The 25793-nt window shown below is 42.1% G+C and carries 21 protein-coding genes, 13 tRNA genes and 3 rRNA genes; 35 read left to right on the plus strand and 2 right to left on the minus strand.

Features of this window, described 5'->3' with window-relative positions; translation table 11 throughout:
- Positions 1–26: 26 nt before the first annotated feature.
- The 31 genes from FQT67_RS00520 to cydC all read left to right on the plus strand — a co-directional run bounded on the left by FQT67_RS00520 (position 27) and on the right by cydC (position 20279).
- Entirely contained in the window at positions 27–668 is a 642-nt protein-coding gene (locus FQT67_RS00520) for an adenylate kinase (RefSeq protein ID WP_046177521.1), read from the plus strand.
- Positions 669–785: 117 nt separating this feature from the next.
- Positions 786–1004 (plus strand): translation initiation factor IF-1, encoded by a 219-nt coding sequence (gene infA / locus FQT67_RS00525; protein ID WP_001040189.1) that lies wholly within the window; start codon positions 786–788, stop codon positions 1002–1004.
- A 25-nt stretch (positions 1005–1029) separates the two neighbouring features.
- Positions 1030–1146 carry a 50S ribosomal protein L36 gene (gene rpmJ / locus FQT67_RS00530; protein ID WP_000868345.1) on the plus strand — a complete coding sequence of 39 codons (117 nt, stop codon included), beginning with the start codon at positions 1030–1032 and terminating at the stop codon, positions 1144–1146.
- A gap of 17 nt (positions 1147–1163) precedes the next feature.
- On the plus strand, positions 1164–1529 hold the full coding sequence (gene rpsM, locus FQT67_RS00535; protein WP_003046081.1) for a 30S ribosomal protein S13: 366 nt from the start codon (positions 1164–1166) through the stop codon (positions 1527–1529).
- 17 nt (positions 1530–1546) lie between these two features.
- Complete coding sequence (rpsK, locus tag FQT67_RS00540) at positions 1547–1930, plus strand: 30S ribosomal protein S11 (protein WP_001118387.1); 384 nt, start codon at positions 1547–1549, stop codon at positions 1928–1930.
- Between the two features lie 45 nt (positions 1931–1975).
- Entirely contained in the window at positions 1976–2914 is a 939-nt protein-coding gene (locus tag FQT67_RS00545) for a DNA-directed RNA polymerase subunit alpha (RefSeq protein WP_003049133.1), read from the plus strand.
- A 14-nt stretch (positions 2915–2928) separates the two neighbouring features.
- Positions 2929–3315: a 50S ribosomal protein L17 gene (rplQ, locus tag FQT67_RS00550; RefSeq protein WP_002986602.1), complete on the plus strand. Its 387-nt coding sequence runs from the start codon at positions 2929–2931 to the stop codon at positions 3313–3315.
- Positions 3316–3930: 615 nt separating this feature from the next.
- Positions 3931–4911 carry an IS30-like element IS1239 family transposase gene (locus FQT67_RS00555; RefSeq protein ID WP_143936357.1) on the plus strand — a complete coding sequence of 327 codons (981 nt, stop codon included), beginning with the start codon at positions 3931–3933 and terminating at the stop codon, positions 4909–4911.
- A gap of 306 nt (positions 4912–5217) precedes the next feature.
- Positions 5218–6766: ribosomal RNA gene (locus tag FQT67_RS00560) — 16S ribosomal RNA — on the plus strand.
- A gap of 53 nt (positions 6767–6819) precedes the next feature.
- Positions 6820–6892, plus strand: a tRNA-Ala gene (locus FQT67_RS00565).
- Between the two features lie 161 nt (positions 6893–7053).
- Positions 7054–9956: ribosomal RNA gene (locus FQT67_RS00570) — 23S ribosomal RNA — on the plus strand.
- Positions 9957–10049: 93 nt separating this feature from the next.
- Positions 10050–10165, plus strand: a 5S ribosomal RNA gene (gene rrf, locus FQT67_RS00575).
- The 16S, 23S and 5S rRNA genes sit together here with 13 tRNA genes alongside, the layout of an rRNA operon.
- A 16-nt stretch (positions 10166–10181) precedes the next feature.
- A tRNA-Val gene (locus tag FQT67_RS00580) sits at positions 10182–10254 on the plus strand.
- A gap of 5 nt (positions 10255–10259) precedes the next feature.
- A tRNA-Gly gene (locus FQT67_RS00585) sits at positions 10260–10330 on the plus strand.
- 27 nt (positions 10331–10357) lie between these two features.
- A tRNA-Ile gene (locus tag FQT67_RS00590) sits at positions 10358–10431 on the plus strand.
- A gap of 16 nt (positions 10432–10447) precedes the next feature.
- A tRNA-Glu gene (locus FQT67_RS00595) sits at positions 10448–10519 on the plus strand.
- Positions 10520–10529: 10 nt separating this feature from the next.
- A tRNA-Ser gene (locus tag FQT67_RS00600) sits at positions 10530–10619 on the plus strand.
- Positions 10620–10628: 9 nt separating this feature from the next.
- Positions 10629–10702, plus strand: a tRNA-Met gene (locus tag FQT67_RS00605).
- 17 nt (positions 10703–10719) lie between these two features.
- Positions 10720–10792: transfer RNA gene (locus FQT67_RS00610), tRNA-Phe, on the plus strand.
- A gap of 19 nt (positions 10793–10811) precedes the next feature.
- Positions 10812–10892 (plus strand) — tRNA-Tyr (locus FQT67_RS00615).
- Positions 10893–10898: 6 nt separating this feature from the next.
- A tRNA-Trp gene (locus tag FQT67_RS00620) sits at positions 10899–10969 on the plus strand.
- A gap of 10 nt (positions 10970–10979) precedes the next feature.
- A tRNA-His gene (locus FQT67_RS00625) sits at positions 10980–11052 on the plus strand.
- A gap of 8 nt (positions 11053–11060) precedes the next feature.
- Positions 11061–11132, plus strand: a tRNA-Gln gene (locus FQT67_RS00630).
- Positions 11133–11151: 19 nt separating this feature from the next.
- Positions 11152–11235 (plus strand) — tRNA-Leu (locus FQT67_RS00635).
- 233 nt (positions 11236–11468) lie between these two features.
- Positions 11469–12005, plus strand: coding sequence for an NUDIX domain-containing protein (locus FQT67_RS00640; protein ID WP_003061850.1), 537 nt, complete (start codon positions 11469–11471; stop codon positions 12003–12005).
- 134 nt (positions 12006–12139) lie between these two features.
- The gene (locus FQT67_RS00645; protein ID WP_003058398.1) at positions 12140–13039 is read left to right on the plus strand and encodes a prenyltransferase; all 900 of its coding nucleotides are present in this window, start codon (positions 12140–12142) and stop codon (positions 13037–13039) included.
- 14 nt (positions 13040–13053) lie between these two features.
- Positions 13054–14262, plus strand: a complete 1209-nt coding sequence (locus tag FQT67_RS00650) for an NAD(P)/FAD-dependent oxidoreductase (protein WP_003060964.1) — start codon at positions 13054–13056, stop codon at positions 14260–14262.
- A gap of 109 nt (positions 14263–14371) precedes the next feature.
- Positions 14372–15799, plus strand: a complete 1428-nt coding sequence (locus FQT67_RS00655; protein ID WP_046177408.1) for a cytochrome ubiquinol oxidase subunit I — start codon at positions 14372–14374, stop codon at positions 15797–15799.
- Positions 15800–16819, plus strand: a complete 1020-nt coding sequence (cydB, locus tag FQT67_RS00660) for a cytochrome d ubiquinol oxidase subunit II (protein ID WP_003062239.1) — start codon at positions 15800–15802, stop codon at positions 16817–16819.
- Positions 16819–18534, plus strand: coding sequence for a thiol reductant ABC exporter subunit CydD (cydD, locus tag FQT67_RS00665; RefSeq protein ID WP_046177409.1), 1716 nt, complete (start codon positions 16819–16821; stop codon positions 18532–18534). The genes cydB and cydD overlap by 1 nt, the downstream gene beginning before the upstream one ends.
- Entirely contained in the window at positions 18531–20279 is a 1749-nt protein-coding gene (gene cydC, locus FQT67_RS00670; protein WP_046177410.1) for a thiol reductant ABC exporter subunit CydC, read from the plus strand. Before cydD ends, cydC begins: the two co-directional genes overlap by 4 nt.
- 64 nt (positions 20280–20343) lie before the next feature.
- On the opposite strand, the gene FQT67_RS00675 is transcribed toward cydC, so the two are convergent.
- Complete coding sequence (locus FQT67_RS00675) at positions 20344–21324, minus strand: polyprenyl synthetase family protein (protein ID WP_003055296.1); 981 nt, start codon at positions 21322–21324, stop codon at positions 20344–20346.
- A gap of 255 nt (positions 21325–21579) precedes the next feature.
- On the opposite strand from FQT67_RS00675, the gene ispE reads away from it, so the two are divergent.
- The 4 genes from ispE (at position 21580) to FQT67_RS00695 (ending at position 24471) form a co-directional block, all read left to right on the plus strand.
- A complete protein-coding gene (ispE, locus tag FQT67_RS00680; RefSeq protein ID WP_003061506.1) occupies positions 21580–22431 on the plus strand; it encodes a 4-(cytidine 5'-diphospho)-2-C-methyl-D-erythritol kinase in 852 nt (283 codons plus the stop codon).
- Positions 22432–22499: 68 nt separating this feature from the next.
- On the plus strand, positions 22500–22943 hold the full coding sequence (locus tag FQT67_RS00685; protein WP_012766439.1) for a zinc-dependent MarR family transcriptional regulator: 444 nt from the start codon (positions 22500–22502) through the stop codon (positions 22941–22943).
- Between the two features lie 3 nt (positions 22944–22946).
- Entirely contained in the window at positions 22947–23666 is a 720-nt protein-coding gene (locus FQT67_RS00690; RefSeq protein WP_003055271.1) for a metal ABC transporter ATP-binding protein, read from the plus strand.
- On the plus strand, positions 23659–24471 hold the full coding sequence (locus FQT67_RS00695) for a metal ABC transporter permease (RefSeq protein WP_003055293.1): 813 nt from the start codon (positions 23659–23661) through the stop codon (positions 24469–24471). Before FQT67_RS00690 ends, FQT67_RS00695 begins: the two co-directional genes overlap by 8 nt.
- A 48-nt stretch (positions 24472–24519) precedes the next feature.
- Here the strand turns inward: FQT67_RS00695 and tyrS are convergent, their stop codons facing one another.
- On the minus strand, positions 24520–25776 hold the full coding sequence (gene tyrS, locus FQT67_RS00700) for a tyrosine--tRNA ligase (protein ID WP_046177411.1): 1257 nt from the start codon (positions 25774–25776) through the stop codon (positions 24520–24522).
- Positions 25777–25793 lie beyond the last annotated feature (17 nt).

A 25793-nucleotide genomic window follows, 5' to 3' on the forward strand; every position in this document is an offset into this window, starting at 1 on the left:
CATTTATTTTAAAAGAGGAGAAAAAGATGAATCTTTTAATCATGGGCTTACCAGGAGCTGGTAAAGGAACTCAAGCTGCAAAGATTATTGAAGCCTTTGGACTTATCCATATTTCAACAGGCGATATGTTCCGTGCAGCTATAGCTAACCAAACTGAAATGGGTGTTCTCGCTAAGTCTTATATTGACAAAGGTGATTTGGTACCTGATGAAGTCACAAATGGAATCGTTAAAGAACGTCTGTCACAAGATGATGTTAACGAAAAGGGCTTCTTATTAGATGGTTATCCACGTACCATTGAACAAGCACATGCTTTGGATGCTACGTTAAAAGCATTAGGACTTACTTTGGATGGGGTCATTAATATTGATGTTGATCCTACTGCTCTTGTTGAAAGACTTAGTGGTCGTATCATTAACAAGAAAACGGGCGAAACTTTCCACAAAGTCTTTAACCCACCAGCAGGTGATTATGATGAAAATGATTTTTATCAACGTGAAGATGACAAACCTGAGACTGTTAAACGTCGTTTAGATGTTAACATTGCACAAGGTGAGCCAATTCTTAATCACTATCGTCAAGCAGGAATTGTTCATGATATTGACGGGAATAAAGACATTTCAGAAGTTTTTGTAGATATCGACGAAGTCATTAAGGGTCTAAAATAAATTCAAGAAAATAGCTTGCGCAAGTTGTTAACTCGTGATATAATAGGCTAGTCTGACTTATAATTGTTACCTCTGTGCTCAGAGGACATCAAATCGAAATTTAGGGGGTACTTTTGCGTGGCAAAAGAAGACGTGATTGAAATTGAAGGCAAAGTAGTAGAAACGATGCCAAATGCAATGTTTACTGTTGAATTGGAAAATGGACATCAAATTCTAGCAACTGTATCAGGAAAAATCCGCAAAAATTACATTCGTATTTTAGTGGGTGATCGTGTTACTGTAGAGATGAGTCCATACGACTTGACACGTGGACGTATCACATACCGCTTTAAATAATCGAAATAATTGGAGGGATTAAAACATGAAGGTAAGACCATCGGTTAAACCAATTTGCGAATACTGCAAAGTTATTCGTCGTAACGGTCGTGTTATGGTGATTTGTCCAACAAATCCAAAACACAAACAACGTCAAGGATAAAATAGAAAGGAGAAAAAATGGCTCGTATTGCTGGAGTTGATATTCCAAATGATAAACGCGTAGTAATTTCACTTACTTATGTTTACGGAATTGGTCTTGCAACATCTAAAAAAATCTTAGCAGCTGCTGGTATTTCAGAAGATATCCGTGTTAAAGATTTGACATCAGATCAAGAAGACGCTATCCGTCGTGAAGTAGATGCAATTAAAGTTGAAGGTGACCTTCGTCGTGAAGTTAACTTGAACATCAAACGTTTGATGGAAATCGGTTCATACCGTGGGATCCGTCACCGTCGTGGACTTCCTGTCCGTGGACAAAACACTAAAAACAATGCTCGCACTCGTAAAGGTAAAGCTGTTGCGATTGCAGGTAAGAAAAAATAAAATAGGAGGTAAAAAAATTGGCTAAACCAACACGTAAACGTCGTGTGAAAAAGAACATCGAATCTGGTGTTGCACATATTCACGCTACATTTAATAACACTATTGTTATGATTACAGATGTGCATGGTAATGCTCTTGCATGGTCATCAGCTGGTGCTCTTGGTTTCAAAGGTTCTCGTAAATCTACTCCATTTGCTGCTCAAATGGCTGCAGAAGCTGCTGCAAAATCTGCACAAGAACACGGACTAAAAACTGTTGAAGTTACTGTAAAAGGTCCTGGTTCAGGTCGTGAATCAGCTATTCGTGCCCTAGCAGCTGCTGGTCTAGAAGTAACTGCAATTCGTGATGTGACTCCTGTGCCACATAATGGTGCTCGTCCTCCAAAACGTCGTCGTGTATAATCATATAACAAATAGTACACAAGTTTCGTTTCGAGGGGTGAAAAAATGATTGAGTTTGAAAAACCAATAATAACAAAAATTGATGAAAATAAAGATTACGGTAGATTTGTAATCGAACCACTTGAACGTGGCTACGGAACAACTCTAGGTAATTCTCTTCGTCGTGTACTCTTGTCTTCACTTCCAGGTGCAGCAGTAACATCAATTAAAATTGATGGAGTACTACACGAATTTGATACAATCCCAGGTGTACGTGAAGATGTCATGCAAATTATTCTTAATGTTAAAGGACTTGCTGTGAAATCATACGTCGAAGACGAAAAGATTATCGAACTTGAAGTAGAAGGACCAGCAGAAGTAACAGCTGGTGATATCCTTACTGACAGTGATATCGAACTTGTTAACCCGGATCATTATCTTTTTACAATTGCTGAAGGACATTCTCTACGTGCGACAATGACTGTTGCTAAAAAACGTGGATATGTACCAGCAGAAGGCAACAAAAAAGATGATGCACCTGTGGGTACATTGGCCGTAGATTCAATCTATACGCCAGTTAAAAAAGTTAATTATCAAGTTGAGCCTGCCCGTGTAGGTAGCAATGATGGATTTGATAAATTAACGATTGAAATCATGACAAACGGAACAATTATTCCTGAAGATGCTTTAGGTCTATCTGCTCGAGTTTTAATCGAACACTTAAACTTGTTTACTGATTTAACAGATGTTGCAAAAGCAACTGAAGTAATGAAAGAAACTGAAAAAGTGAACGATGAAAAGGTACTTGACCGCACCATCGAGGAACTTGATTTATCCGTACGCTCATATAACTGTTTGAAACGCGCAGGCATTAACACTGTCTTCGATTTAACAGAAAAATCTGAGCCTGAAATGATGAAAGTCCGTAACCTTGGACGTAAGAGCCTTGAAGAAGTTAAGGTTAAACTTGCTGATTTAGGTCTCGGACTAAAAAACGATAAATAATATAGGAGGACAAAATGGCTTACCGTAAACTAGGACGCACTAGCTCACAACGTAAAGCAATGCTTCGTGATTTGACGACAGATCTTTTGATCAACGAATCAATTGTAACGACAGAAGCACGTGCAAAAGAAATCCGTAAAACAGTCGAAAAAATGATTACTCTTGGTAAACGTGGTGATCTTCATGCTCGTCGCCAAGCAGCTGCATACGTTCGTAACGAAATCGCATCAGAAAATTATGATGAAGCTACTGATAAATACACATCAACTACAGCTCTTCAAAAACTTTTCTCAGAAATTGCACCTCGTTATGCAGAACGTAACGGTGGATACACTCGTATTCTTAAAACAGAACCACGCCGTGGAGATGCTGCTCCAATGGCAATTATCGAATTAGTTTAATTTTTATCAATTTTGTTGAGTGTTATGATGATGGAATAACCATTAGGGATATTCTTAGTCTAGCTCTGGTCTACCGCTAGGATTTTTCCTAGCGGGAACACTCATCATATTGTTAATGTGTAACGCTTGTTTACGAAATGTCTCTAATGTAGTAGAAACTTTTCGTAAGCAGGCGTTTTGTCATTTTATGAATTATTCAACAACACAACTAAAATTTACCTAAAAGCGTCTGTAACATCCTGTGAGACCATTTAAGAGGCTTCTAAGCAATTAGAACAGAAAGCTCCTACAAAGAGTTTCTACGGCCAAATAAGTGCATCAATTAGCTCCTTGTATAAATCACAATCAAAAAACTTTTAAGAAAGTTTGGCTCAGCACTTGTAATAATAAAAATATATTAGTAGTTTCGGTTTAGTTAAGAGTGATACTTGATGCAAATATTTTTCATAATGAGAGAATTAAGCCTGTTTTTTAGCTTAAAAGTCGTTGATTTTAAGCTGTTTTCAATAAAAATGGAAAACTTCTAAAATGAACTTAGCCACTTTTTAGGTATGAAAAAAGCACCTCTAAGAGGTATACTTGTAGTTCACCACAAACACAAGGAAACTCAAAAAGATGCAAGATTATTATACACCAAAAGGCAAACAATTGACAATCCATGAGCGTCAGCAAATTCAACGCTGGAAGCTGGAAGGTCGCTCTAATCGTGAAATTGCTCGCTTACTAGGTAAGGCTCCCCAGACCATTCATAATGAAATCAAGCGAGGATTGGTTAGGCAACAGGTTCGTAAAGGAAAGTTTGAAGCCGTTTATTCTGCTCAACATGCTCAGTTGGTCTATCAAGAAAATCGCAAGCGTTCTGTTAGACCCATTAGACAGCGTAAGCAAGATAGGGAGGCTATTGAACACTACATGCGTCAGAACTATTCCCCTGAGATGATAGTTAAAGCTAAGGGAGTTCAAGTCCCTGTATCTACCATCTATTACTGGATTCATCATGGGAAATTAAGTCTTGGTAAGGAGGCTATGCTTTATCCGAGAAAGGCTAAGCAGGCTAGAAAACATGCCAGTCCTTATTTTAAACCCGCAGGAAAGAGTATTGAACAACGCCCAGATAGCATTAACCAACGTCTTGAAGCTGGGCATTATGAGATTGATACAGTCATTCTGACGAGGGCTAAAAATCAATGCTTACTCACCCTAACGGACAGGAAAACACGTCATCAGCTGATTCGATTAATACCGGATAAGTCTGCTCAAGCCGTCAATAAAGCTCTTACGGGGATTCTAAAAGACTACACCGTCAACTCTATCACAGCAGACAACGGGACAGAATTTTCTCGCTTATCAGATGTCTTTCCAGCAAGTGACATCTACTATGCCCATCCCTATGCGTCATGGGAGAGAGGCACTAACGAAAACCATAATCGCCTGATTCGCAGATGGCTCCCTAAAGGTACCAAAACAACGACCCCTAAAGAAGTCGCTGCTATTGAACATTGGATCAATCATTATCCTAAACGACTCTTCAACTACAAGTCGCCAGTAGAAATGTTAAAACTGGCTAACTTCAACTTGAAATTTAGCTTTCAATAAAAATGTAAAAAAAACGACATAAAAGTGCAAAAAAGAGTTGACATCAGGAGGTTAAATATCGTATACTAATAAAGCTGTCAGCTGAGCAGACGTTGGCGACTGAAGTATTCGAAAAAAAAGAGTAAAAAAGTTGTTGACAAAGTTAGTAAAAGTTGATAGAATAAAATAGTTGTCTCGAAAGAGGACAAGACCTTTGAGAACTGAATAAGACGAACCAAATGTGAGGGTGATATGGAGACATATTACCCGTCAAAAACGAGAAATAAATCTGTCAGCGACAGAAAGAACGAGTAAGTTCAAACACATCTTAATGAGAGTTTGATCCTGGCTCAGGACGAACGCTGGCGGCGTGCCTAATACATGCAAGTAGAACGCTGAGGACTGGTGCTTGCACCGGTCCAAGGAGTTGCGAACGGGTGAGTAACGCGTAGGTAACCTACCTCATAGCGGGGGATAACTATTGGAAACGATAGCTAATACCGCATAAAAGTGTTTAACCCATGTTAAACATTTAAAAGGTGCAACTGCATCACTATGAGATGGACCTGCGTTGTATTAGCTAGTTGGTGAGGTAACGGCTCACCAAGGCGACGATACATAGCCGACCTGAGAGGGTGATCGGCCACACTGGGACTGAGACACGGCCCAGACTCCTACGGGAGGCAGCAGTAGGGAATCTTCGGCAATGGACGGAAGTCTGACCGAGCAACGCCGCGTGAGTGAAGAAGGTTTTCGGATCGTAAAGCTCTGTTGTTAGAGAAGAATGATGGTGGGAGTGGAAAATCCACCATGTGACGGTAACTAACCAGAAAGGGACGGCTAACTACGTGCCAGCAGCCGCGGTAATACGTAGGTCCCGAGCGTTGTCCGGATTTATTGGGCGTAAAGCGAGCGCAGGCGGTTCTTTAAGTCTGAAGTTAAAGGCAGTGGCTCAACCATTGTACGCTTTGGAAACTGGAGAACTTGAGTGCAGAAGGGGAGAGTGGAATTCCATGTGTAGCGGTGAAATGCGTAGATATATGGAGGAACACCGGTGGCGAAAGCGGCTCTCTGGTCTGTAACTGACGCTGAGGCTCGAAAGCGTGGGGAGCAAACAGGATTAGATACCCTGGTAGTCCACGCCGTAAACGATGAGTGCTAGGTGTTAGGCCCTTTCCGGGGCTTAGTGCCGGAGCTAACGCATTAAGCACTCCGCCTGGGGAGTACGACCGCAAGGTTGAAACTCAAAGGAATTGACGGGGGCCCGCACAAGCGGTGGAGCATGTGGTTTAATTCGAAGCAACGCGAAGAACCTTACCAGGTCTTGACATCCTCCTGACCGGTCTAGAGATAGGCTTTCCCTTCGGGGCAGGAGTGACAGGTGGTGCATGGTTGTCGTCAGCTCGTGTCGTGAGATGTTGGGTTAAGTCCCGCAACGAGCGCAACCCCTATTGTTAGTTGCCATCATTAAGTTGGGCACTCTAGCGAGACTGCCGGTAATAAACCGGAGGAAGGTGGGGATGACGTCAAATCATCATGCCCCTTATGACCTGGGCTACACACGTGCTACAATGGTTGGTACAACGAGTCGCAAGCCGGTGACGGCAAGCTAATCTCTTAAAGCCAATCTCAGTTCGGATTGTAGGCTGCAACTCGCCTACATGAAGTCGGAATCGCTAGTAATCGCGGATCAGCACGCCGCGGTGAATACGTTCCCGGGCCTTGTACACACCGCCCGTCACACCACGAGAGTTTGTAACACCCGAAGTCGGTGAGGTAACCTATTAGGAGCCAGCCGCCTAAGGTGGGATAGATGATTGGGGTGAAGTCGTAACAAGGTAGCCGTATCGGAAGGTGCGGCTGGATCACCTCCTTTCTAAGGAAATGGAACACGTTAGGGTCGTCTTATTTAGTTTTGAGAGGTCTTGTGGGGCCTTAGCTCAGCTGGGAGAGCGCCTGCTTTGCACGCAGGAGGTCAGCGGTTCGATCCCGCTAGGCTCCATTAGGATAGAGATATCCTAGAAACTGTCCATTGAAAATTGAATATCTATATCAAATTCCACGATCAAGAAATTGATTGTACGAATAGTAACAAGAAAATAAACCGAAAACGCTGTGAATAATCAAGAGTTTTTCTAGTTAAGATATACTAGTAAAAGATAAGGTTAAGTTAATAAGGGCGCACGGTGGATGCCTTGGCACTAGAAGCCGAAGAAGGACGTGACTAACGACGAAATGCTTTGGGGAGCTGTAAGTAAGCGCTGATCCAGAGATGTCCGAATGGGGGAACCCACTAGCTACTGGCTAGTATCCATAACTGTTAAGGTTATGAGAAGGAAGACGCAGTGAACTGAAACATCTAAGTAGCTGCAGGAAGAGAAAGCAAACGCGATTGCCTTAGTAGCGGCGAGCGAAACGGCAGGAGGGCAAACCGAGAAGTTTACTTCTCGGGGTTGTAGGACTGCGACGTGGGACTTTAAAAGGATAGAAGAATTACCTGGGAAGGTAAGCCAAAGAGAGTAATAGCCTCGTATTTAAAATTCTTTTGAGCCCTAGCAGTATCCTGAGTACGGCGAGACACGCGAAATCTCGTTGGAATCTGGGAGGACCATCTCCCAACCCTAAATACTCTCTAGTGACCGATAGTGAACCAGTACCGTGAGGGAAAGGTGAAAAGCACCCCGTGAGGGGAGTGAAATAGAACCTGAAACCGTGTGCCTACAACAAGTTCGAGCCCGTTAATGGGTGAGAGCGTGCCTTTTGTAGAATGAACCGGCGAGTTACGATATGATGCGAGGTTAAGTTGAAGAGACGGAGCCGCAGGGAAACCGAGTCTTAATAGGGCGACTTAGTATCATGTTGTAGACCCGAAACCATGTGACCTACCCATGAGCAGGTTGAAGGTGCGGTAAGACGCACTGGAGGACCGAACCAGGGCACGTTGAAAAGTGCTTGGATGACTTGTGGGTAGCGGAGAAATTCCAAACGAACTTGGAGATAGCTGGTTCTCTCCGAAATAGCTTTAGGGCTAGCGTCGATGTTAAGTCTCTTGGAGGTAGAGCACTGTTTGGGTGAGGGGTCCATCTCGGATTACCAATCTCAGATAAACTCCGAATGCCAACGAGATATAATCGGCAGTCAGACTGCGAGTGCTAAGATCCGTAGTCGAAAGGGAAACAGCCCAGACCACCAGCTAAGGTCCCAAAATATATGTTAAGTGGAAAAGGATGTGGGGTTGCACAGACAACTAGGATGTTAGCTTAGAAGCAGCTATTCATTCAAAGAGTGCGTAATAGCTCACTAGTCGAGTGACCCTGCGCCGAAAATGTACCGGGGCTAAAACATATTACCGAAGCTGTGGATGACACGTTAGTGTCATGGTAGGAGAGCGTTCTATGTGTGAAGAAGGTGTACCGTGAGGAGCGCTGGAACGCATAGAAGTGAGAATGCCGGTATGAGTAGCGAAAGACAGGTGAGAATCCTGTCCACCGTAAGACTAAGGTTTCCAGGGGAAGGCTCGTCCGCCCTGGGTTAGTCGGGACCTAAGGAGAGACCGAAAGGTGTATCCGATGGCCAACAGGTTGATATTCCTGTACTAGAGTATAAAGTGATGGAGGGACGCAGTAGGCTAACTAAAGCAGGCGATTGGAAGAGCCTGTCTAAGCAGTGAGGTGTAAGATGAGTCAAATGCTTATCTTTATAACATTGAGCTGTGATGGGGAGCGAAGTTAAGTAGCGAAGTTAGTGACGTCACACTGCCAAGAAAAGCTTCTAGCGTTTAATTATACTCTACCCGTACCGCAAACCGACACAGGTAGTCGAGGCGAGTAGCCTCAGGTGATCGAGAGAACTCTCGTTAAGGAACTCGGCAAAATGACCCCGTAACTTCGGGAGAAGGGGTGCTGACTTAGGTCAGCCGCAGTGAATAGGCCCAAGCAACTGTTTATCAAAAACACAGCTCTCTGCTAAATCGTAAGATGATGTATAGGGGGTGACGCCTGCCCGGTGCTGGAAGGTTAAGAGGAGGGTTTAGCGTAAGCGAAGATCTGAATTGAAGCCCCAGTAAACGGCGGCCGTAACTATAACGGTCCTAAGGTAGCGAAATTCCTTGTCGGGTAAGTTCCGACCCGCACGAAAGGCGTAATGATTTGGGCACTGTCTCAACGAGAGACTCGGTGAAATTTTAGTACCTGTGAAGATGCAGGTTACCCGCGACAGGACGGAAAGACCCCATGGAGCTTTACTGCAGTTTGATATTGAGTATCTGTACCACATGTACAGGATAGGTAGGAGCCATTGAAGTCGGGACGCCAGTTTCGACGGAGGCGTTGTTGGGATACTACCCTTGTGTTATGGCTACTCTAACCCGGATAGGTTATCCCTATCGGAGACAGTGTCTGACGGGCAGTTTGACTGGGGCGGTCGCCTCCTAAAAGGTAACGGAGGCGCCCAAAGGTTCCCTCAGATTGGTTGGAAATCAATCGCAGAGTGTAAAGGTATAAGGGAGCTTGACTGCGAGAGCTACAACTCGAGCAGGGACGAAAGTCGGGCTTAGTGATCCGGTGGTTCCGTATGGAAGGGCCATCGCTCAACGGATAAAAGCTACCCTGGGGATAACAGGCTTATCTCCCCCAAGAGTTCACATCGACGGGGAGGTTTGGCACCTCGATGTCGGCTCGTCGCATCCTGGGGCTGTAGTCGGTCCCAAGGGTTGGGCTGTTCGCCCATTAAAGCGGCACGCGAGCTGGGTTCAGAACGTCGTGAGACAGTTCGGTCCCTATCCGTCGCGGGCGTAGGAAATTTGAGAGGATCTGCTCCTAGTACGAGAGGACCAGAGTGGACTTACCGCTGGTGTACCAGTTGTCTTGCCAAAGGCATCGCTGGGTAGCTATGTAGGGAAGGGATAAGCGCTGAAAGCATCTAAGTGCGAAGCCCCCCTCAAGATGAGATTTCCCATGATTTTATATCAGTAAGAGCCCTGAGAGATGATCAGGTAGATAGGTTAGAAGTGGAAGTGTAGTGATACATGAAGCGGACTAATACTAATAGCTCGAGGACTTATCCGAAGAAAGAGATTGACAAGCGTAGAAGGTTCTTGTTAGAATATAGGTATTCAATTTTGAGTGGACAGTCCTTATGAGAATAAGGAGGTTCAAAAGTTAAGTGACGATAGCCTAGGAGATACACCTGTACCCATGCCGAACACAGTAGTTAAGCCCTAGAACGCCTGAAGTAGTTGGGGGTTGCCCCCTGTTAGATACGGTAGTCGCTTAGCTTAGAGGCCACTCAATGGGAGTTTAGCTCAGCTGGGAGAGCATCTGCCTTACAAGCAGAGGGTCAGCGGTTCGATCCCGTTAACTCCCATTTTAGCGGGTGTAGTTTAGTGGTAAAACTACAGCCTTCCAAGCTGTTGTCGCGAGTTCGATTCTCGTCACCCGCTTTATAGTTTTTCCAAGCTTGTTAGCTTGGGCGCGTAGCTCAGGTGGTTAGAGCGCACGCCTGATAAGCGTGAGGTCGGTGGTTCGAGTCCACTCGTGCCCATTATCTATATTATTATGGTCCGTTGGTCAAGGGGTTAAGACACCGCCTTTTCACGGCGGTAACACGGGTTCGAATCCCGTACGGACTATATTATATTTGGAGGATTACCCAAGTCCGGCTGAAGGGAACGGTCTTGAAAACCGTCAGGCGTGTAAAAGCGTGCGTGGGTTCGAATCCCACATCCTCCTTATAACTATCGCGGGATGGAGCAGTTAGGTAGCTCGTCGGGCTCATAACCCGAAGGTCGTAGGTTCAAATCCTGCTCCCGCAATACATATAAATGTAGTTGGCTCGGTAGCTCAGTTGGTAGAGCAATGGATTGAAGCTCCATGTGTCGGCGGTTCGATTCCGTCTCGCGCCATTAAAATTTAATATTTTACGGAAAGATAGCGAAGAGGCTAAACGCGGCGGACTGTAAATCCGCTCCTTCGGGTTCGGGGGTTCGAATCCCTCTCTTTCCATCCTAAACGGGCATAGTTTAAAGGTAGAACTAAGGTCTCCAAAACCTTCAGTGTGGGTTCGATTCCTACTGCCCGTGTTAGAATATGGCGGGTGTGGTGAAGTGGTTAACACATCAGATTGTGGCTCTGACATTCGTGGGTTCGATTCCCATCACTCGCCTATTTTATTGGGGTATAGCCAAGCGGTAAGGCAAGGGACTTTGACTCCCTCATGCGTTGGTTCGAATCCAGCTACCCCAGTTTAAATATTATATTTAAAGCCGGCGTGGCGGAATTGGCAGACGCGCTGGACTCAAAATCCAGTGTCCTCACGGACGTGCCGGTTCGACCCCGGCCGCCGGTATATTTGAAAAGACAAGGTTTAATGACCTTGTTTTTTTGTTTTGTCTCAACTCTCACTTATGTATTATGCCTTATCCTACTGATAGGGCCTGTTTAATGATTTAGCTTTGTGGTATGATAACTATGCATAAGTATTTTTGGGTTGCTACTGCTGTGTGTTGTTACCTCTATTTGGATTGGAAAACTAGTTGTTAATTTGTTTAGGATATTTTGTGAGGTTTGTGGAGGCTTATGATGGGTGAATTTTGGGATATTTATACTGCTAATCGGGTGAAGACGGGCCGGGTGATGGAGCGTGGTTCTTTGTTTAAACAAGGGGATTATCATTTGGTGGTGCATATTTGTTTGTTCAACGATAGGGGTGAGATGCTGATTCAGCAACGCCAAGCAGAGAAAGCTGGATGGCCAGGACTTTGGGATGTAACTGTTGGTGGGAGTGCGCTTGCGGGTGAAACAGCACAACAAGCAGCTATGCGAGAGCTTAAGGAAGAATTGGGACTTTCTTTAGACTTGACTGGAGTGAGACCTCATTTCACTATTAATTTTGGCGAAGGATTTGATGATACGTTTTTAGTGACTGTTCCTTATCTTGTTGATTTGGAAAGTTTGGTTCTTCAGGAAGAAGAAGTTCAGGCAGTTCGTTGGGCTAATCGTCACGAAATTTTACGTATGATTGACGAAGGCTCATTTATCCCTTACCTGAAAGGCAAGATAGATTTGTGTTTTGATATGGTCGGTCAGTATGGGGCCCATCAGTCTCAAAGGAAATGATCCTTTCCATCTTTAATTAAATATTTTATTATTTTTCTATTATTGTGAAACAATTTAATTCAATTTATTTGCAATTGCTTTCTTTTCCTCTATAATAGTAATGTTAGAGATTTTGTGTGACATAGGGGGTTCTCATGACGATTCCTGTTTTCTTGGAATTAGTTGAAATCAAAGCAAAAACGGCTAGTATTCTTCCCTTCCTTATTGGTCTTTGTTTTAGTTACTACTATTACGGAACTATTCATCCTTGGTTGGTGTTCTTGTTTTTTAGTTCCATGCTGTTATTCAACATGTTTGTGGATGTTTGGGATAATTATAATGATTACTTGCATGCACATGATAGTCATTATCAACGAGAAACCAATATTATTGGTAGGGAGAAGCTTTCTTTGACGATTGTCAGGAGGCTGATGCTTGTTTTGTTTGTGGTTTCTGTTGTGATTGGTTTTGCACTAGCTTGGTTGGTGGGATGGCCTTTGCTACTGATGGGTGGTTTTTGCTATGCTGTAGGTATTTTGTATTCTGCAGGGCCAAGACCCCTGTCTAGTTTACCTTTAGGTGAGGTTTTTTCAGGCTTTACTATGGGCTTCATGATTACCTTAATCTGTGTTTATTTGAACACTTATCAACAATTTAGTTGGGATTGGCAGCGCTTAGCTAGTATTTTTTTGGTTTCTCTTCCTAATACTTTATGGATTGCTAACTTGATGTTGGCTAATAACCTCTGTGATAAGGAAGAGGATGAACGTAATCATCGCTTTACTTTAGTCCACTACACGGGAACTAGAGGGGGCTTAATATTATTTTCTCTAAGCAATATTTTGGCTCTTTGTGCGATTGTGTTAGAATTTCTTTTTGGACTTGCTCCAGCTACTATTTTATTGACCTTGTTATTGATTCCTTTTATCTATAAACAGACCAAGCTATTGTGGTTGAAACAAATTAAAAAAGAGACATTTAGCTGTGCGATTCGTATTTTGGCTTTGGGTTCTACTTTACAAGCCTTGACTTACGTTATCGGTATTATTTTATGAGGAGACATGTAACAATGCAAGAAGTTTTAGTTTTAGGCGCAGGCTATGCTGGCTTAAAAGCAGTACGACAATTACAAAAACAAAAAGATGATTTCCATATTACCTTGATTGATCGTAATAGTTATCATTATGAGGCGACAGAACTTCATGAGGTGGCGGCAGGATCCCATTCGAAGGAGAAAATTTCTTATCCGATTTTGGATGTTATTAATCCTGATAAGGTGACTTTTTTACAAGATGAAGTGGTTCAAGTTAATCGTGAGGCTCAGACGGTAACTATGAAGGAAAATGGAACCTTGACTTATGACTATTTGATTGTGTCATTGGGCTTTACATCAGAAACGTTTGGTATTCCTGGGGCACAAGAAAATGCGCTTCAGATGGTTAATATTGAGACGGCTGAAGCTGTTCATGAGCATATTTTAAAAACGATGGCTAGTTACCGTGAGACTAAAGATGAGACATCTCTTCGTCTGTTGATTTGCGGAGCTGGGTTTACAGGAATTGAATTGGCAGGTGCCTTTGTGGATGAACGCCAACGCTATGCAAAACTTGCTGGTGTTGCTCCTGAGCAGATTGAGATTATTTGTGTAGAAGCAGCTAATCGTATTCTACCAATGTTTGATGACGCTCTTGCTCAGCATGGTGTTAATTTATTAAAGAAACTCGGTGTGAAGTTGATGCTTGGCTGCACGATTAAAGAAATTCAACCCGGTCATGTCTTATATGCGGTTGATTCTGAAGATATGGCTTTACAGTCTCTTGCTGCCGGGACAATTGTTTGGACCACAGGTGTGAGTGGTAGTCCAGTAATGGGGCAGTCAGGGTTTAACCAGCGTCGCGGTCGTGTGGTTGTGGGAAATGATTTGCGTGATCCTGAACATGATAATGTTTATGTGATTGGAGATGTATCAGCCTTTATGGACACGTCTTGTAATCGTCCGTTCCCAACAACTGCACAAATTGCAACACGCATGGGAACACATGCAGCCAAAAATGTGCTTCACCAATTAAGAGGGGAAGCGACAGAAGACTTTAGCTATCAACCTTTGGGAACAGTGGCATCGGTAGGGAATACACGTGCCTTTGGTTTGGTCGGTAAATTGCCAGTTAAGTCTTATCCTGCTTCTGTTATCAAAAAGAGTATTATGAACAAATCCCTTTTAGATATTGGAGGCTTAAAGGAGCTATTGGCGAAGGGTCGTTTTGACTTGTATCATTAATAAGATAGTCTGCTCTGCGGCTAGCAATATCCATATGGGGTAGCAATGTAGGTAACAAATTATTAATAGGTTGTGTCGGTCTAAGCCGATTTGAAACTGGAGGAAATTTATGACTATTGAGGCGTTGGCACGTTTTCAATTTGCAATGACAACTATTTTTCACTTTTTCTTTGTTCCTTTTTCTATTGGAATGTGTTTAATTATTGCTATTTTAGAAACGTGTTATGTGGTCACTAAAAATGAAGACTACAAAAAGTTGACAAAATTTTGGGGTAACATGATGCTCTTGAGTTTTGCAGTTGGAGTTGTAACGGGGATTATTCAGGAATTTCAGTTTGGAATGAACTGGTCAGACTACTCACGTTTTGTGGGGGATATTTTTGGTGCTCCCCTTGCAGTCGAAGCGTTATTGGCTTTCTTTATGGAATCAACCTTCTTAGGGTTATGGATGTTTACTTGGGATAATCAAAAAGTCAGTAAGAAAGTCCATTTGAGTTTTATCTGGTTGGTTGTTTTTGGCTCTTTGATGTCTGCGATGTGGATTTTGATTGCTAATAGCTTTATGCAACATCCTGTTGGTTATACCATTGAAAATGGTCGTGCTCAAATGACAGACTTCTTTGCGTTGATTACCAATCCCCAGTTTTTCTATGAGTACAGCCATGTGATTACTGGTGCTATTACCATGGGTGGTATCTTGGTTGCAGGGATGTCAGCTTTCAAATTATTGAAAAAAGAGACGCTAAAAGAAACAACAGTTTCTCTTTACAAGAAATCTATTCGTATTGGGCTAGTTATTTCCCTTTTTGGCTCTTTGGCAGTTATGGGGGCAGGGGACTTGCAAATGAAAGCTTTACTCCATGAGCAACCCATGAAATTTGCTGCTATGGAAGGGGACTATGAAGATTCAGGTGATCCGGCTGCTTGGACAGTGGTTGCCTGGGCTAATGAAGCCGATAAAAAGCAAGTGTTTGGCATTAAAGTGCCTTACATGCTAAGTATTTTATCTTATGGCAAGCCATCAGGTGCAGTTCCTGGAATGAATACCGCTAATAAGGATTTGGTTAAGAAGTACGGGGAACGTAACTATTTCCCTATGGTTAATCTCTTGTTTTACAGCTTTCGATTGATGGCTGGTTTTGGGATGTTGATGCTTGGAGTATCTGTACTTGGTTTATTCTTGACACGAAAGAAAAAGCCAGTGCTTTATCAGCACAAGTGGCTGTTACGCATTATGGCACTGACGACATTTGCGCCATTTATTGCTAATACACTTGGTTGGATTATTACCGAGCAAGGGCGTTATCCTTGGACTGTTTATGGCTTGTTTACGATTAAAGATAGTGTGTCACCTAATGTTTCTGTGGCATCACTCTTAATATCAAATAGTGTTTATTTTGTCTTATTTAGTGGACTTGGTGCGATGATGGTAAGTTTAGTGATTCGAGAATTGCATAAAGGTCCTGAACACGAAGAGGCGCACTTATCCGTAGCCAGTCAATCTTCTATTGATCCATTTGAGAAGGGGGCATATTAAATGACGGCGTTACAATTCTTTTGGTTCTTTCTTATCGGCCTCTTGTTTGCAGGATTTTTCTTCTTAGAAGGTTTTGACTTTGGCGTTGGGATGGCTGTGCAAACCTTAGCCCATAATGAGCATGAAAAAGATCAGATTGTTGAAACTATCGGCCCTGTATGGGATGGTAATGAAGTCTGGTTGTTAACGGCAGGTGGTGCTATGTTTGCCTCATTCCCTTATTGGTATGCCTCATTATTTAGTGGCTATTACCTGGTTCTACTAACCATTTTGTGTGGTTTGATTATTCGCGGAGTTTCCTTTGAATTTAGACACAAGGTTCCAGCGGAGCAAAAAAACATTTGGAATTGGACCTTAACCATTGGGTCAGCCCTTGTTCCCTTCTTCTTTGGGGTTATGTTTATTAGTTTGATTCAGGGTGTACCTCTTGATGCTAAAGGAAATATGATGGCTCACTTTGGGGATTATATTAATCTCTTTTCCCTTGTTGGTGGGGTGGCTGTGTTACTCTTATCTTACTTGCATGGTTTGAATTACATCAGCTTAAAAACGACCGGTCCTGTTAGGGATCGGGCTCGTAATTATGCAGCCTTTTTATACTGGGTCTTGTACCTTGGCTTGCTTGTTTTTGCCCTTCTTTTGTTCCTCAAAACAGATTTCTTTAGCCAACATGCTTTAGGAACACTAGTTTTATTGGTCGTGATTGTGGCTTTGTCCCTTTTTGCGCATGCTAGTGTCTTTAAGCAACATGAAATGTCTGCTTTTATAGCAAGTGGGCTGACCTTTGTTGCTTTGGTCGCGCTCTTATTCCAAGGACTTTTCCCAAGGGTAATGATTAGCTCCATTAGTTCAAAATACGATTTGTTGATTCAAAATGCGTCATCGTCACCTTATACTCTAAAAATCATGTCTATTGTGGCGATTAGCTTAGTGCCATTTGTTTTGGCCTATACTGTTTGGGCTTACTACATTTTTAGAAAACGTATTAGCCTTCCAGTGATTGTGACAGGAGACAAATAATGCTAGATAAAGCGGTGATGCGCTTGTCAGGTATTCATAAGATTATGGGATTGCTTGTGGGGCTGGATGTTCTTCAGGCAATCTTTATTATCGGACAAGCTTATTTTTTAAGTCGTACCATTACGGGTTTGTGGCAGGGGGATACTTTGTCAGTTCAATGGCCTGCAGTTTGTCTATTCTTATTATCGTATATGGGAAGGCACGTCATTACTTATATTAAAGATAATCGTTTGGACCATTTTGCCAGACGAGAATCTAGTCAGTTAAGGAAACAGTTGCTCGGGAAATTATTTGAGCTTGGTCCTCGAATTGTTCAGGAAGAGGGTACTGGAAATGTGATTACTATGGCACTTGATGGTATTGGGTTAGTCGAAAACTACCTCCATCTAATTTTGAGTAAGATGATCAACATGAGTATCATTCCTTGGTTTATTTTGGCAGTTGTTTTTTATTTAGATTGGGAATCTGGCTTGGTCTTGTTGCTAGTCTTTCCTTTGATCATTATTTTTATGATTATTTTAGGATTTGCAGCGCAGGCAAAGGCTGATCGCCAGTATGCTTCTTATCAACGTTTGTCTAATCATTTTTTGGATTCGTTGCGAGGCATTGATACCTTGACATTTTTTGGTATTAGTAAGCGTTATGGCAAAAGCATTTATCGTAGCAGTGAAGCTTTTCGTAAGGCAACCATGAGTAGTTTACGGATTGGGATTTTATCTACTTTTGCCTTGGATTTTTTCTCAACCTTGTCGATTGCCATTGTTGCTGTCCTTTTGGGACTTCGTTTGATTAAAGGAGAAATCTTACTCTTTCCAGCCTTGACGGTGCTGATTTTGTCACCAGAATATTTTTTACCAGTGCGTGATTTTTCTAGTGATTACCATGCGACTTTAGATGGTAAAAATGCTTTTCAGGCTATTCAGAAGATTCTTAATCGTCCAAGTCATCGTAAGGCGCAACTAGAGCTTCCAAGATGGAGTGCCGACAGTCAATTGGTCTTAGATAATATTGCTATTCAGTATGGGGATAAAGGTTTACTTGCAGGAACTTATTTTGCTGTCAGTGGTTTTCAAAAGGTTGGCATTATTGGGATGAGCGGTTCAGGAAAAACGAGTCTGATTAATCTCTTGAGTGGTTTTTTAGAAACGAGTGCTGGTCAAATTCGTTTGGGAGACCAAGTGCTTGATAATCTAGATCAGGAGGCTTGGCGTCAGCAGTTATTGTATATTCCTCAAAATCCATATGTTTTTGAAACCAGTCTGAGAAACAACATAACCTTTTACACACCAGATGCCAGTGATCAGGAAGTCTGGGAAGCTATTCGTGTGGTTGGTTTGGAAGAATTGGTAACAGCATTGCCAGACGGTTTGGACACACGCATCGGAAATGGGGCAAGGCCTCTAAGTGGTGGTCAGGCACAACGGATTGCCCTAGCGCGTGCTTTTTTAGATAAGAATCGTCGCGTTATGATTTTTGATGAACCAACTGCCCACCTTGATATTGAGACAGAACTAGAACTGAAAGAAAAAATGATTCCTTTAATGGAAAATCGTTTAGTCTTTTTTGCAACACATCGGTTGCACTGGCTTAATCAGATGGATGTGATTTTAGTGCTTGAAGACGGTCGCTTGGTTGAAATGGGAGATTATAATAGCCTTATTGCTCAAAAAGGCAAATTGTATCAGTTGACAGCAGCTATGGGAGGTGATGTGTGATGAAAATTCCCTTACGAGATGCCCTGAAACATGATGACTGGGTAAAACCCTATTTGAAACAATACCGAATCCCACTGGTTTTAGCCCTGTTTTTAGGATTTTGTACTTTCTTTTCAGCTGCGGCTTTGATGTTTAACTCTGGCTTTTTAATTAGCAAATCGGCTTCTTTGCCGACTAATATTTTGTTGGTTTACATTCCCATTGTTTTGACCCGTGCCTTTGGAATAGGACGTCCTGTCTTCAGGTATTTGGAACGTTTGACAAGCCATAACTGGGTGTTAAAAATGACCTCTAATCTTCGTTTAAAGCTTTATGAAGCTATTGAACAGGATGCTGTTTTTATGAAGCGTGATTATCGCTTGGGAGATGTGATGGGGTTACTGGCTGAAGACATTAATCACCTTCAGAACCTCTACTTACGAACGATTTTTCCAACCATTATTGCTTGGTTGCTCTATTTTGCTATTATTATTGGACTTGGATTTTTCTCTCCTTTCTTTGCCATTATGATGGTGCTCTATTTTTTAATTATTTTAGTGCTATTTCCTTTGTGGTCTGTGGTGGTTAATGGAGCTAGGCAAAAGCGGGAAAAGGCTTTGAAGAATGCACTGTATACAGACCTAACTGATAATGTCATGGGGATTTCTGATTGGATTTTTAGCCAACGGGGACAGGATTATGTGCAGTTGCATGAGGCTTCTCAAGCAGACTTACAAGCCGTGCAGCAACAAATGCGTCATTTTCATCATGTACGAAGTTTGTTGTTTGAACTGGTATTTGGACTTCTAGTGGTCTTAACCATTATTTGGACCTCAATGACCTTCTCTGGGAATCATGGAGGCCAAGCCAATTGGATTGCGGCGTTTGTCTTATCTGTCTTTCCTTTGGTGGATGCCTTTGCTGGTTTATCGGTAGCAAGTCAAGAGACCAATGTCTACGCTGACTCAATTAGTCGTCTCAATGACCTACCTCACCCGAAAGAAAGCGAAACACAAGCTTTATCACCTCGGGTACCTCTTGATTTTCATATTGAGAATCTGACATTTCGTTATGGGTCAGAGGAGAAAAAAGTCTTGGATCACTTTAGTCTGGACATTAAGACTGGTGAGAAATTAGCTATTCTAGGTCGTAGCGGCTCTGGGAAAAGCACTTTAGCGACCCTTTTACGTGGTGATTTGCTTGCTGAAGAAGGCCAAATCTTGTTAGGAGGTGTTCCTGTGACCCAATTAGGTGATCAGGTTGCTGAATATATTGGTGTTATCCAACAGGCTCCTTATCTCTTCAACACAACACTGCTTAATAACTTGCGTTTGGGAAATGAAGATGCCAGCTTATCTCAGGTTTGGGAGGTTTTAGACCGTGTTGGCCTGCGTAAAATGGTAGAGCAGTTACCAGATGGCTTGAACACTATGGTTGATGAAGCAGGCTTGCGTTTTTCAGGCGGGGAAAGACACCGCTTGGCTTTGGCTCGTATTTTACTGCAAGAAAGCCCAGTTGTTATATTGGATGAACCAACTGTTGGGCTAGATTCCATTACGGAAAAAAACTTGTTAGCCACCTTTATGGAAGCTTTGGAAGGCAAGACCTTAATTTGGATTACCCATCATTTGAAAGGGATTGAACATGCTGATCGTGTGATTTTCTTAGAAGGTGGTAAACTTGAAATGGTAGGAACTCCAAAGCAACTCTATGCTACCAGTGACAGGTATCGTCGCCTGAAAGCCATTGATGATGGCAAGTGGTAATACAATAAAAAAGAAGCCTGAGACAGCGTGTTGTGCTGTTTCAGGCTTCTTTGGGTTTTAAAACTTAGATATGACGTTTAAGCAGGTGATCTGTTAATTGCAGCAGTTGCTTTTGAGCTTTGATTTTTGGTAATTGTTTGATGTCAATGATAGCTTTTTCGGTAAAGCGTCTTGCGAGTTGCCGAGAAGCTTCAATACCACCAAGGTCTATAACTTTTTGGGAGACTAACTGTCGCTCTGCTAGGGTGATTGCTTTGCCTTTGTCAAGGAGAGGTTTGAAACTTGTTGGTTCTTTTTGTAGCGTAAAAAGGAGAGGCAAACTATAAACACCTGTTGTTAGGTCTTCCAAGACAGGTTTGTTAAAGGTATTCTGATCTGCGGTATAGTCTAAAATATCGTCTAAAATCTGAAAGGCCATACCTATATTAAAGCCGATTCTGCCAGCTAAAGCGACAATTTTGCCATCTGCTCCTCCAAAATACGCTCCTTCTTTACTTGCTAGTCTAAAAAGCTCTGCTGTTTTACCAGAAATAGAATGGAGATAGCTACGGATGGTTTGTTCTTGATTAAATTGTAGATGCATTTGGTTAAGCTCACCCATTAAAATTTTCTTCATGGTTTTGGCATTTATCGTCATGTAAGGAGTATTTGCCATGCTTTCTAAAATTAACTCAAAAAAGACGGTGAATAGTAAGTCCCCAGTATAAACAGCGACATCTTTCCCAAATTGACTTTGAATGGTTTCTTGCCCTCGTCTGAGAGGCGAATCATCGATAATATCATCGTGGATGAGGGTTGCCATGTGTAGAATTTCAAGTGAAGTAGCAATTTTAAGCAGTTTGTCTTCATCCACAGATTCTTCTTGTCCAAATTCTGAGAAAAGATAGAAGAAAGCAGGACGGAGGTATTTTCCCCCTGCGGTGCTGAGGTCAACAACAGCAGTTTCGATAGCGGGGTTTCTAACTGCGACTCGTTTGTCAATTAAGGCACAGATTTGGTTAATTTTGGCCTGCATACGAGGGTTTTTGCTCCAAAACGAAGACATAGTGTACTCCTTGGTTACTTTATTTCTTTATTTTAACGTATTTAAGGCACTATTACTAGGATTAGAATTAAGAAATCTTCTGCTTTTTAGAGGGGATTAAGAGAAGTCTATTTTTAGAAGTGATTTTACGAATAGATAGATGAGATCATTTCAAAATACGAGAGGAGGCTTGCTTTAGAAAGAATACATTTATTTGAATTTTTCTCGAGGTTTGTGTATATTTGTTAGTGTAACGACAATAGAGTAAGGAGTATTATGGTGACAATCATTGAGAGAGCTCCTGCAAAAATCAATTTAGGGCTGGATATTCAGGGGAAACGCTCAGATGGGTATCATGATTTGTCCATGGTTATGGTTAGTATTGACTTATGCGACTATGTGACTGTTGATCATTTGGACGAGGACAGGATTGTTTTTTCATCCAATTGTCCTAAAATGCCTACTAATCACAACAATGATGTCTATAAGGCTGCTCAGTTAATGAAAGACCGCTTTCAGATTAAAACAGGAGTGTCACTTTTTTTAGAAAAACGCATTCCAGTTTGTGCTGGCATGGGTGGCGGATCGAGTGATGCAGCAGCAACCATCAGAGCCTTGAATCAATTATGGCACTTAGACCTCAGTCAGAAAGACATGATTGAAATAGGGATGCAGATTGGTAGTGATGTCCCTTATTGTTTAGTTGCAGGATGTGCCCAAGTGACAGGTAAAGGGGAAGTGGTCAGCCAACTTGCTGGTCAATTATCGTCTTGGGTGGTTTTGGTAAAACCAGAATTTGGCATTTCGACACGCACAGTATTTCCGGATATTAATTGTGACACCATTTCAAGAGTGTCTATTGCTAATTTGGTTGCTGCGATTGAAGCGGGTGACTATAATGGCATATTGGCTGAAATGGGCAATTCTCTGGAAGATATTTCCATTGCCAAGCGTCCCTTTATTCAAAAAATAAAGGACAAAATGATGCAATCTGGTGCTGACATTGCCTTGATGACAGGCAGTGGACCTACGGTTTTTGCCCTGTGTCAAACAGAAAAGCAGGCTAACCGAGTGGTCAATAGTTTAAAAGGGTTTTGTAAGGAAGTTTATAAGGTGAGAACTCTGTAAATCCGTGCTGGGTTTGCTTCTTTGGGGGCTTCATGTTATAATTAACTGGTTAATGAAAGAGGGTAGTTATGGGGACTTTAGAAAAAAAACTGGATAGTTTAGTAAACGCGATTTTGATGAAGGCTGAAAATCAGCATGAATTATTGTTTGGGGCCTGTCAAAGCGATGTCAAGCTTACCAATACACAAGAACATATTCTAATGTTGTTATCGCAAGAGCGTCTGACCAATACAGACTTGGCTAGAAAACTAAATATCAGTCAGGCAGCGGTTACCAAAGCTATTAAAAGTTTGGTGAAACAAGACATGTTAGCAGGGACTAAAGATACTGTAGATGCTAGGGTGACTTATTTTGAACTAACAGAATTAGCTAAACCGATTGCTAAAGAACATACCCACCATCATGACGAAACCTTAAATGTTTACAGCCGCTTGTTGAAGAAATTCTCCGCAGAAGAACAAGAGGTGGTTGACAAGTTTTTAACAGTTTTCGCGGAGGAATTAGAAGGGTAGTCCATGAGATACATATCAGTGGAAAATCTCTCCTTTCAATATGAGAGTGAGCCAGTTTTAGAAGGCATCACTTACCATTTAGATAGTGGAGAATTTGTCACCATGACTGGCGAAAATGGTGCCGCAAAGTCAACCTTGATTAAGGCGACCTTAGGCATTCTCAAGCCAAAAGTTGGTCAAGTTACCATTGCCAAGAAAAATAAAGATGGTAAAAAATTAAGAATTGCTTATTTGCCACAACAAGTGGCTAGTTTTAATGCTGGTTTTCCCTCTACCGTTTATGAGTTTGTCAAGTCAGGTCGCTACCCACGCAGTGGTTGGTTTAGACACTTAAACAAACATGACGAGGAACATGTTCAGGCAAGTCTTGAAGCTGTTGGCATGTGGGAAAGTCGCCATAAGAGAATTGGTAGTTTATCAGGTGGTCAAAAACAACGTGTGGTTATTGCTCGTATGTTTGCTTCTGACCCTGATATTTTTGTGCTAGATGAGCCAACGACAGGAATGGACAGTGGGACAACTGATACTTTCTATGAATTGATGCACCACAGTGCGCATAAACATGGCAAATCGGTATTGATGATCACTCATGATCCCGAAGAAGTAAAGTCCTATGCTGATCGCAATATTCATTTGATTAGGAATCAAAAGCTTCCTTGGCGTTGTTTCAACATTCATGATGTTGAAGCGGACGATGATAAAGGAGGTCATGCGCATGCTTGATATTTTGTCCTATGACTTTATGCAACGGGCGGTAATGGCTGTTGTGGCGATCAGTATTTTTGCTCCAATTTTAGGGATTTTTCTCATTTTACGTCGTCAGAGTTTAATGAGTGATACTCTTAGTCACGTTTCTCTAGCTGGGGTAGCTTTTGGGGTGGTTCTTGGGATTTCACCAACTATCACCACTATTATCGTGGTAGTTTTGGCTGCGATTTTACTAGAATACCTGCGTGTTGTTTACAAGCACTATATGGAAATTTCGACGGCTATTTTGATGTCCCTTGGTTTGGCCTTGTCCTTGATTATCATGAGTAAGTCTAACAGTTCTTCCAACATGAGTTTGGAACAGTATCTTTTTGGGTCTATTATCACAATTAGCATGGAGCAAGTCATTGCCTTATTTGCTATCGCGGTGATCATTTTGGTTTTGACCATTCTTTTCATTCGTCCAATGTATATTTTGACCTTTGATGAGGATACTGCTTTTGTAGATGGTCTGCCTGTTCGCTTGATGTCTGTTCTGTTTAATATTGTGACAGGGGTAGCCATCGCCCTGACTATTCCGGCAGCAGGAGCACTCTTAGTTTCAACGATTATGGTTTTGCCAGCAAGTATTGCCATGAGATTGGGTAAAAATTTCAAATCTGTTATCTTTATTGGTATTGCTATCGGTTTTGTTGGGATGCTTTGTGGCATTTTCCTTTCCTACTATTGGGAAACCCCAGCCAGTGCAACTATTACGATGATTTTCATTAGTATCTTCCTTGTGGTGAACCTTTTGGCGTTGATTCGTAAAAAACTATAAAAAATAAGAGCTTAGAACGACTGTTCTGAGCTCTTTAGTTATTGCTGTTTAGTAAGTTAAGACAGCGTATTTTTTCTTACCACGGCGAACCACAGTTAGTTGGTTGTCGATTTTATCGGTGTCAGACAAGGTATAATCCAACTCTTGAACACGCTCGCCATTAATATAGATGGCACCATTTTGCACATCTTCACGCGCTTGGCGTTTTGATGGGGAAATACCTGCGGTGACAAGCATGTCAACAAGGTTAAGGCTGTCTGCTGATTGAACGTGATAATTTGGTACATTGCTCAATCCTTGTTTTAATTCATTTGCAGAAAGATTTTTGATGTTTCCAGCAAATAATTGCTCGGTAATGTTAAGGGCTTGTTTATAAGCTTCTTCACCATGAACTAAGGTAACCACTTCACGGGCTAACGTTTTTTGAGCGAGACGTTCGTGACGGGCAGCGTTAAATTGACTTTCAATGTCTGCAATCTCATCTAAAGATAAGAAAGTGAAGATTTTCAAGAAACGCACCGCATCGTCATCCATGACATTTAACCAGAATTGGTACATTTCGTAAGGAGAAGTCTTATCGGCATCAAGCCAGACTGCATTACCCTCTGATTTCCCGAATTTTTTTCCAGTTGAATCGGTGATGAGTGGTACAGTCATGACATGACCGGTTTGATCAGCTTTTCTGCGCAGCAATTCTGTTCCTGCAGTCATATTGCCCCATTGGTCTGAGCCGCCAATTTGTAAGGTCACGTTATGTTTATTATTGAGTTCGTAAAAGTCGTAGCCTTGCATGATTTGGTAAGCAAACTCAGTGTAAGAAATGCCTGTTTCGATACGCTTTTTAACAGAGTCTTTACTCATCATGTAGTTAACGGTGAAGTATTTCCCAACGTCTCGTAAGAAGTCGATGAAGCTAATCTGAGAGAACCAGTCGTAGTTATTCACGAGCTCTGCTTTATTATCTCCATTTTCGAAATCAAGGAAAGTAGACAACTGCCCTTTAATCTTATCGCTCCATTCGAGGACAGTTTCTTTAGTTTGAAGGCTGCGCTCTGCATCTTTAAAGGAAGGGTCACCAATTAGCCCTGTTGCTCCACCAACCAATGCATAAGGTTTATGCCCGGCTAATTGCAAGCGACGAGATGTTAAGATAGCCACTAGATGGCCCAGATGAAGGCTGTCAGCGGTTGGATCATAACCGGTATAATAGGATACTTGCCCTTCTGTTAATGCTTTGACAAGGGCTTGTTCATCAGTCGTTTGAAAGACCAAGCCACGAGCTTTGAGTTCTTCAAAAATATTCATAGGCTTTCTCCATTTTC

Origin of the sequence: Streptococcus sp. NCTC 11567, from assembly GCF_902141215.1 — a bacterium.
GTDB lineage: Bacteria > Bacillota > Bacilli > Lactobacillales > Streptococcaceae > Streptococcus > Streptococcus dysgalactiae.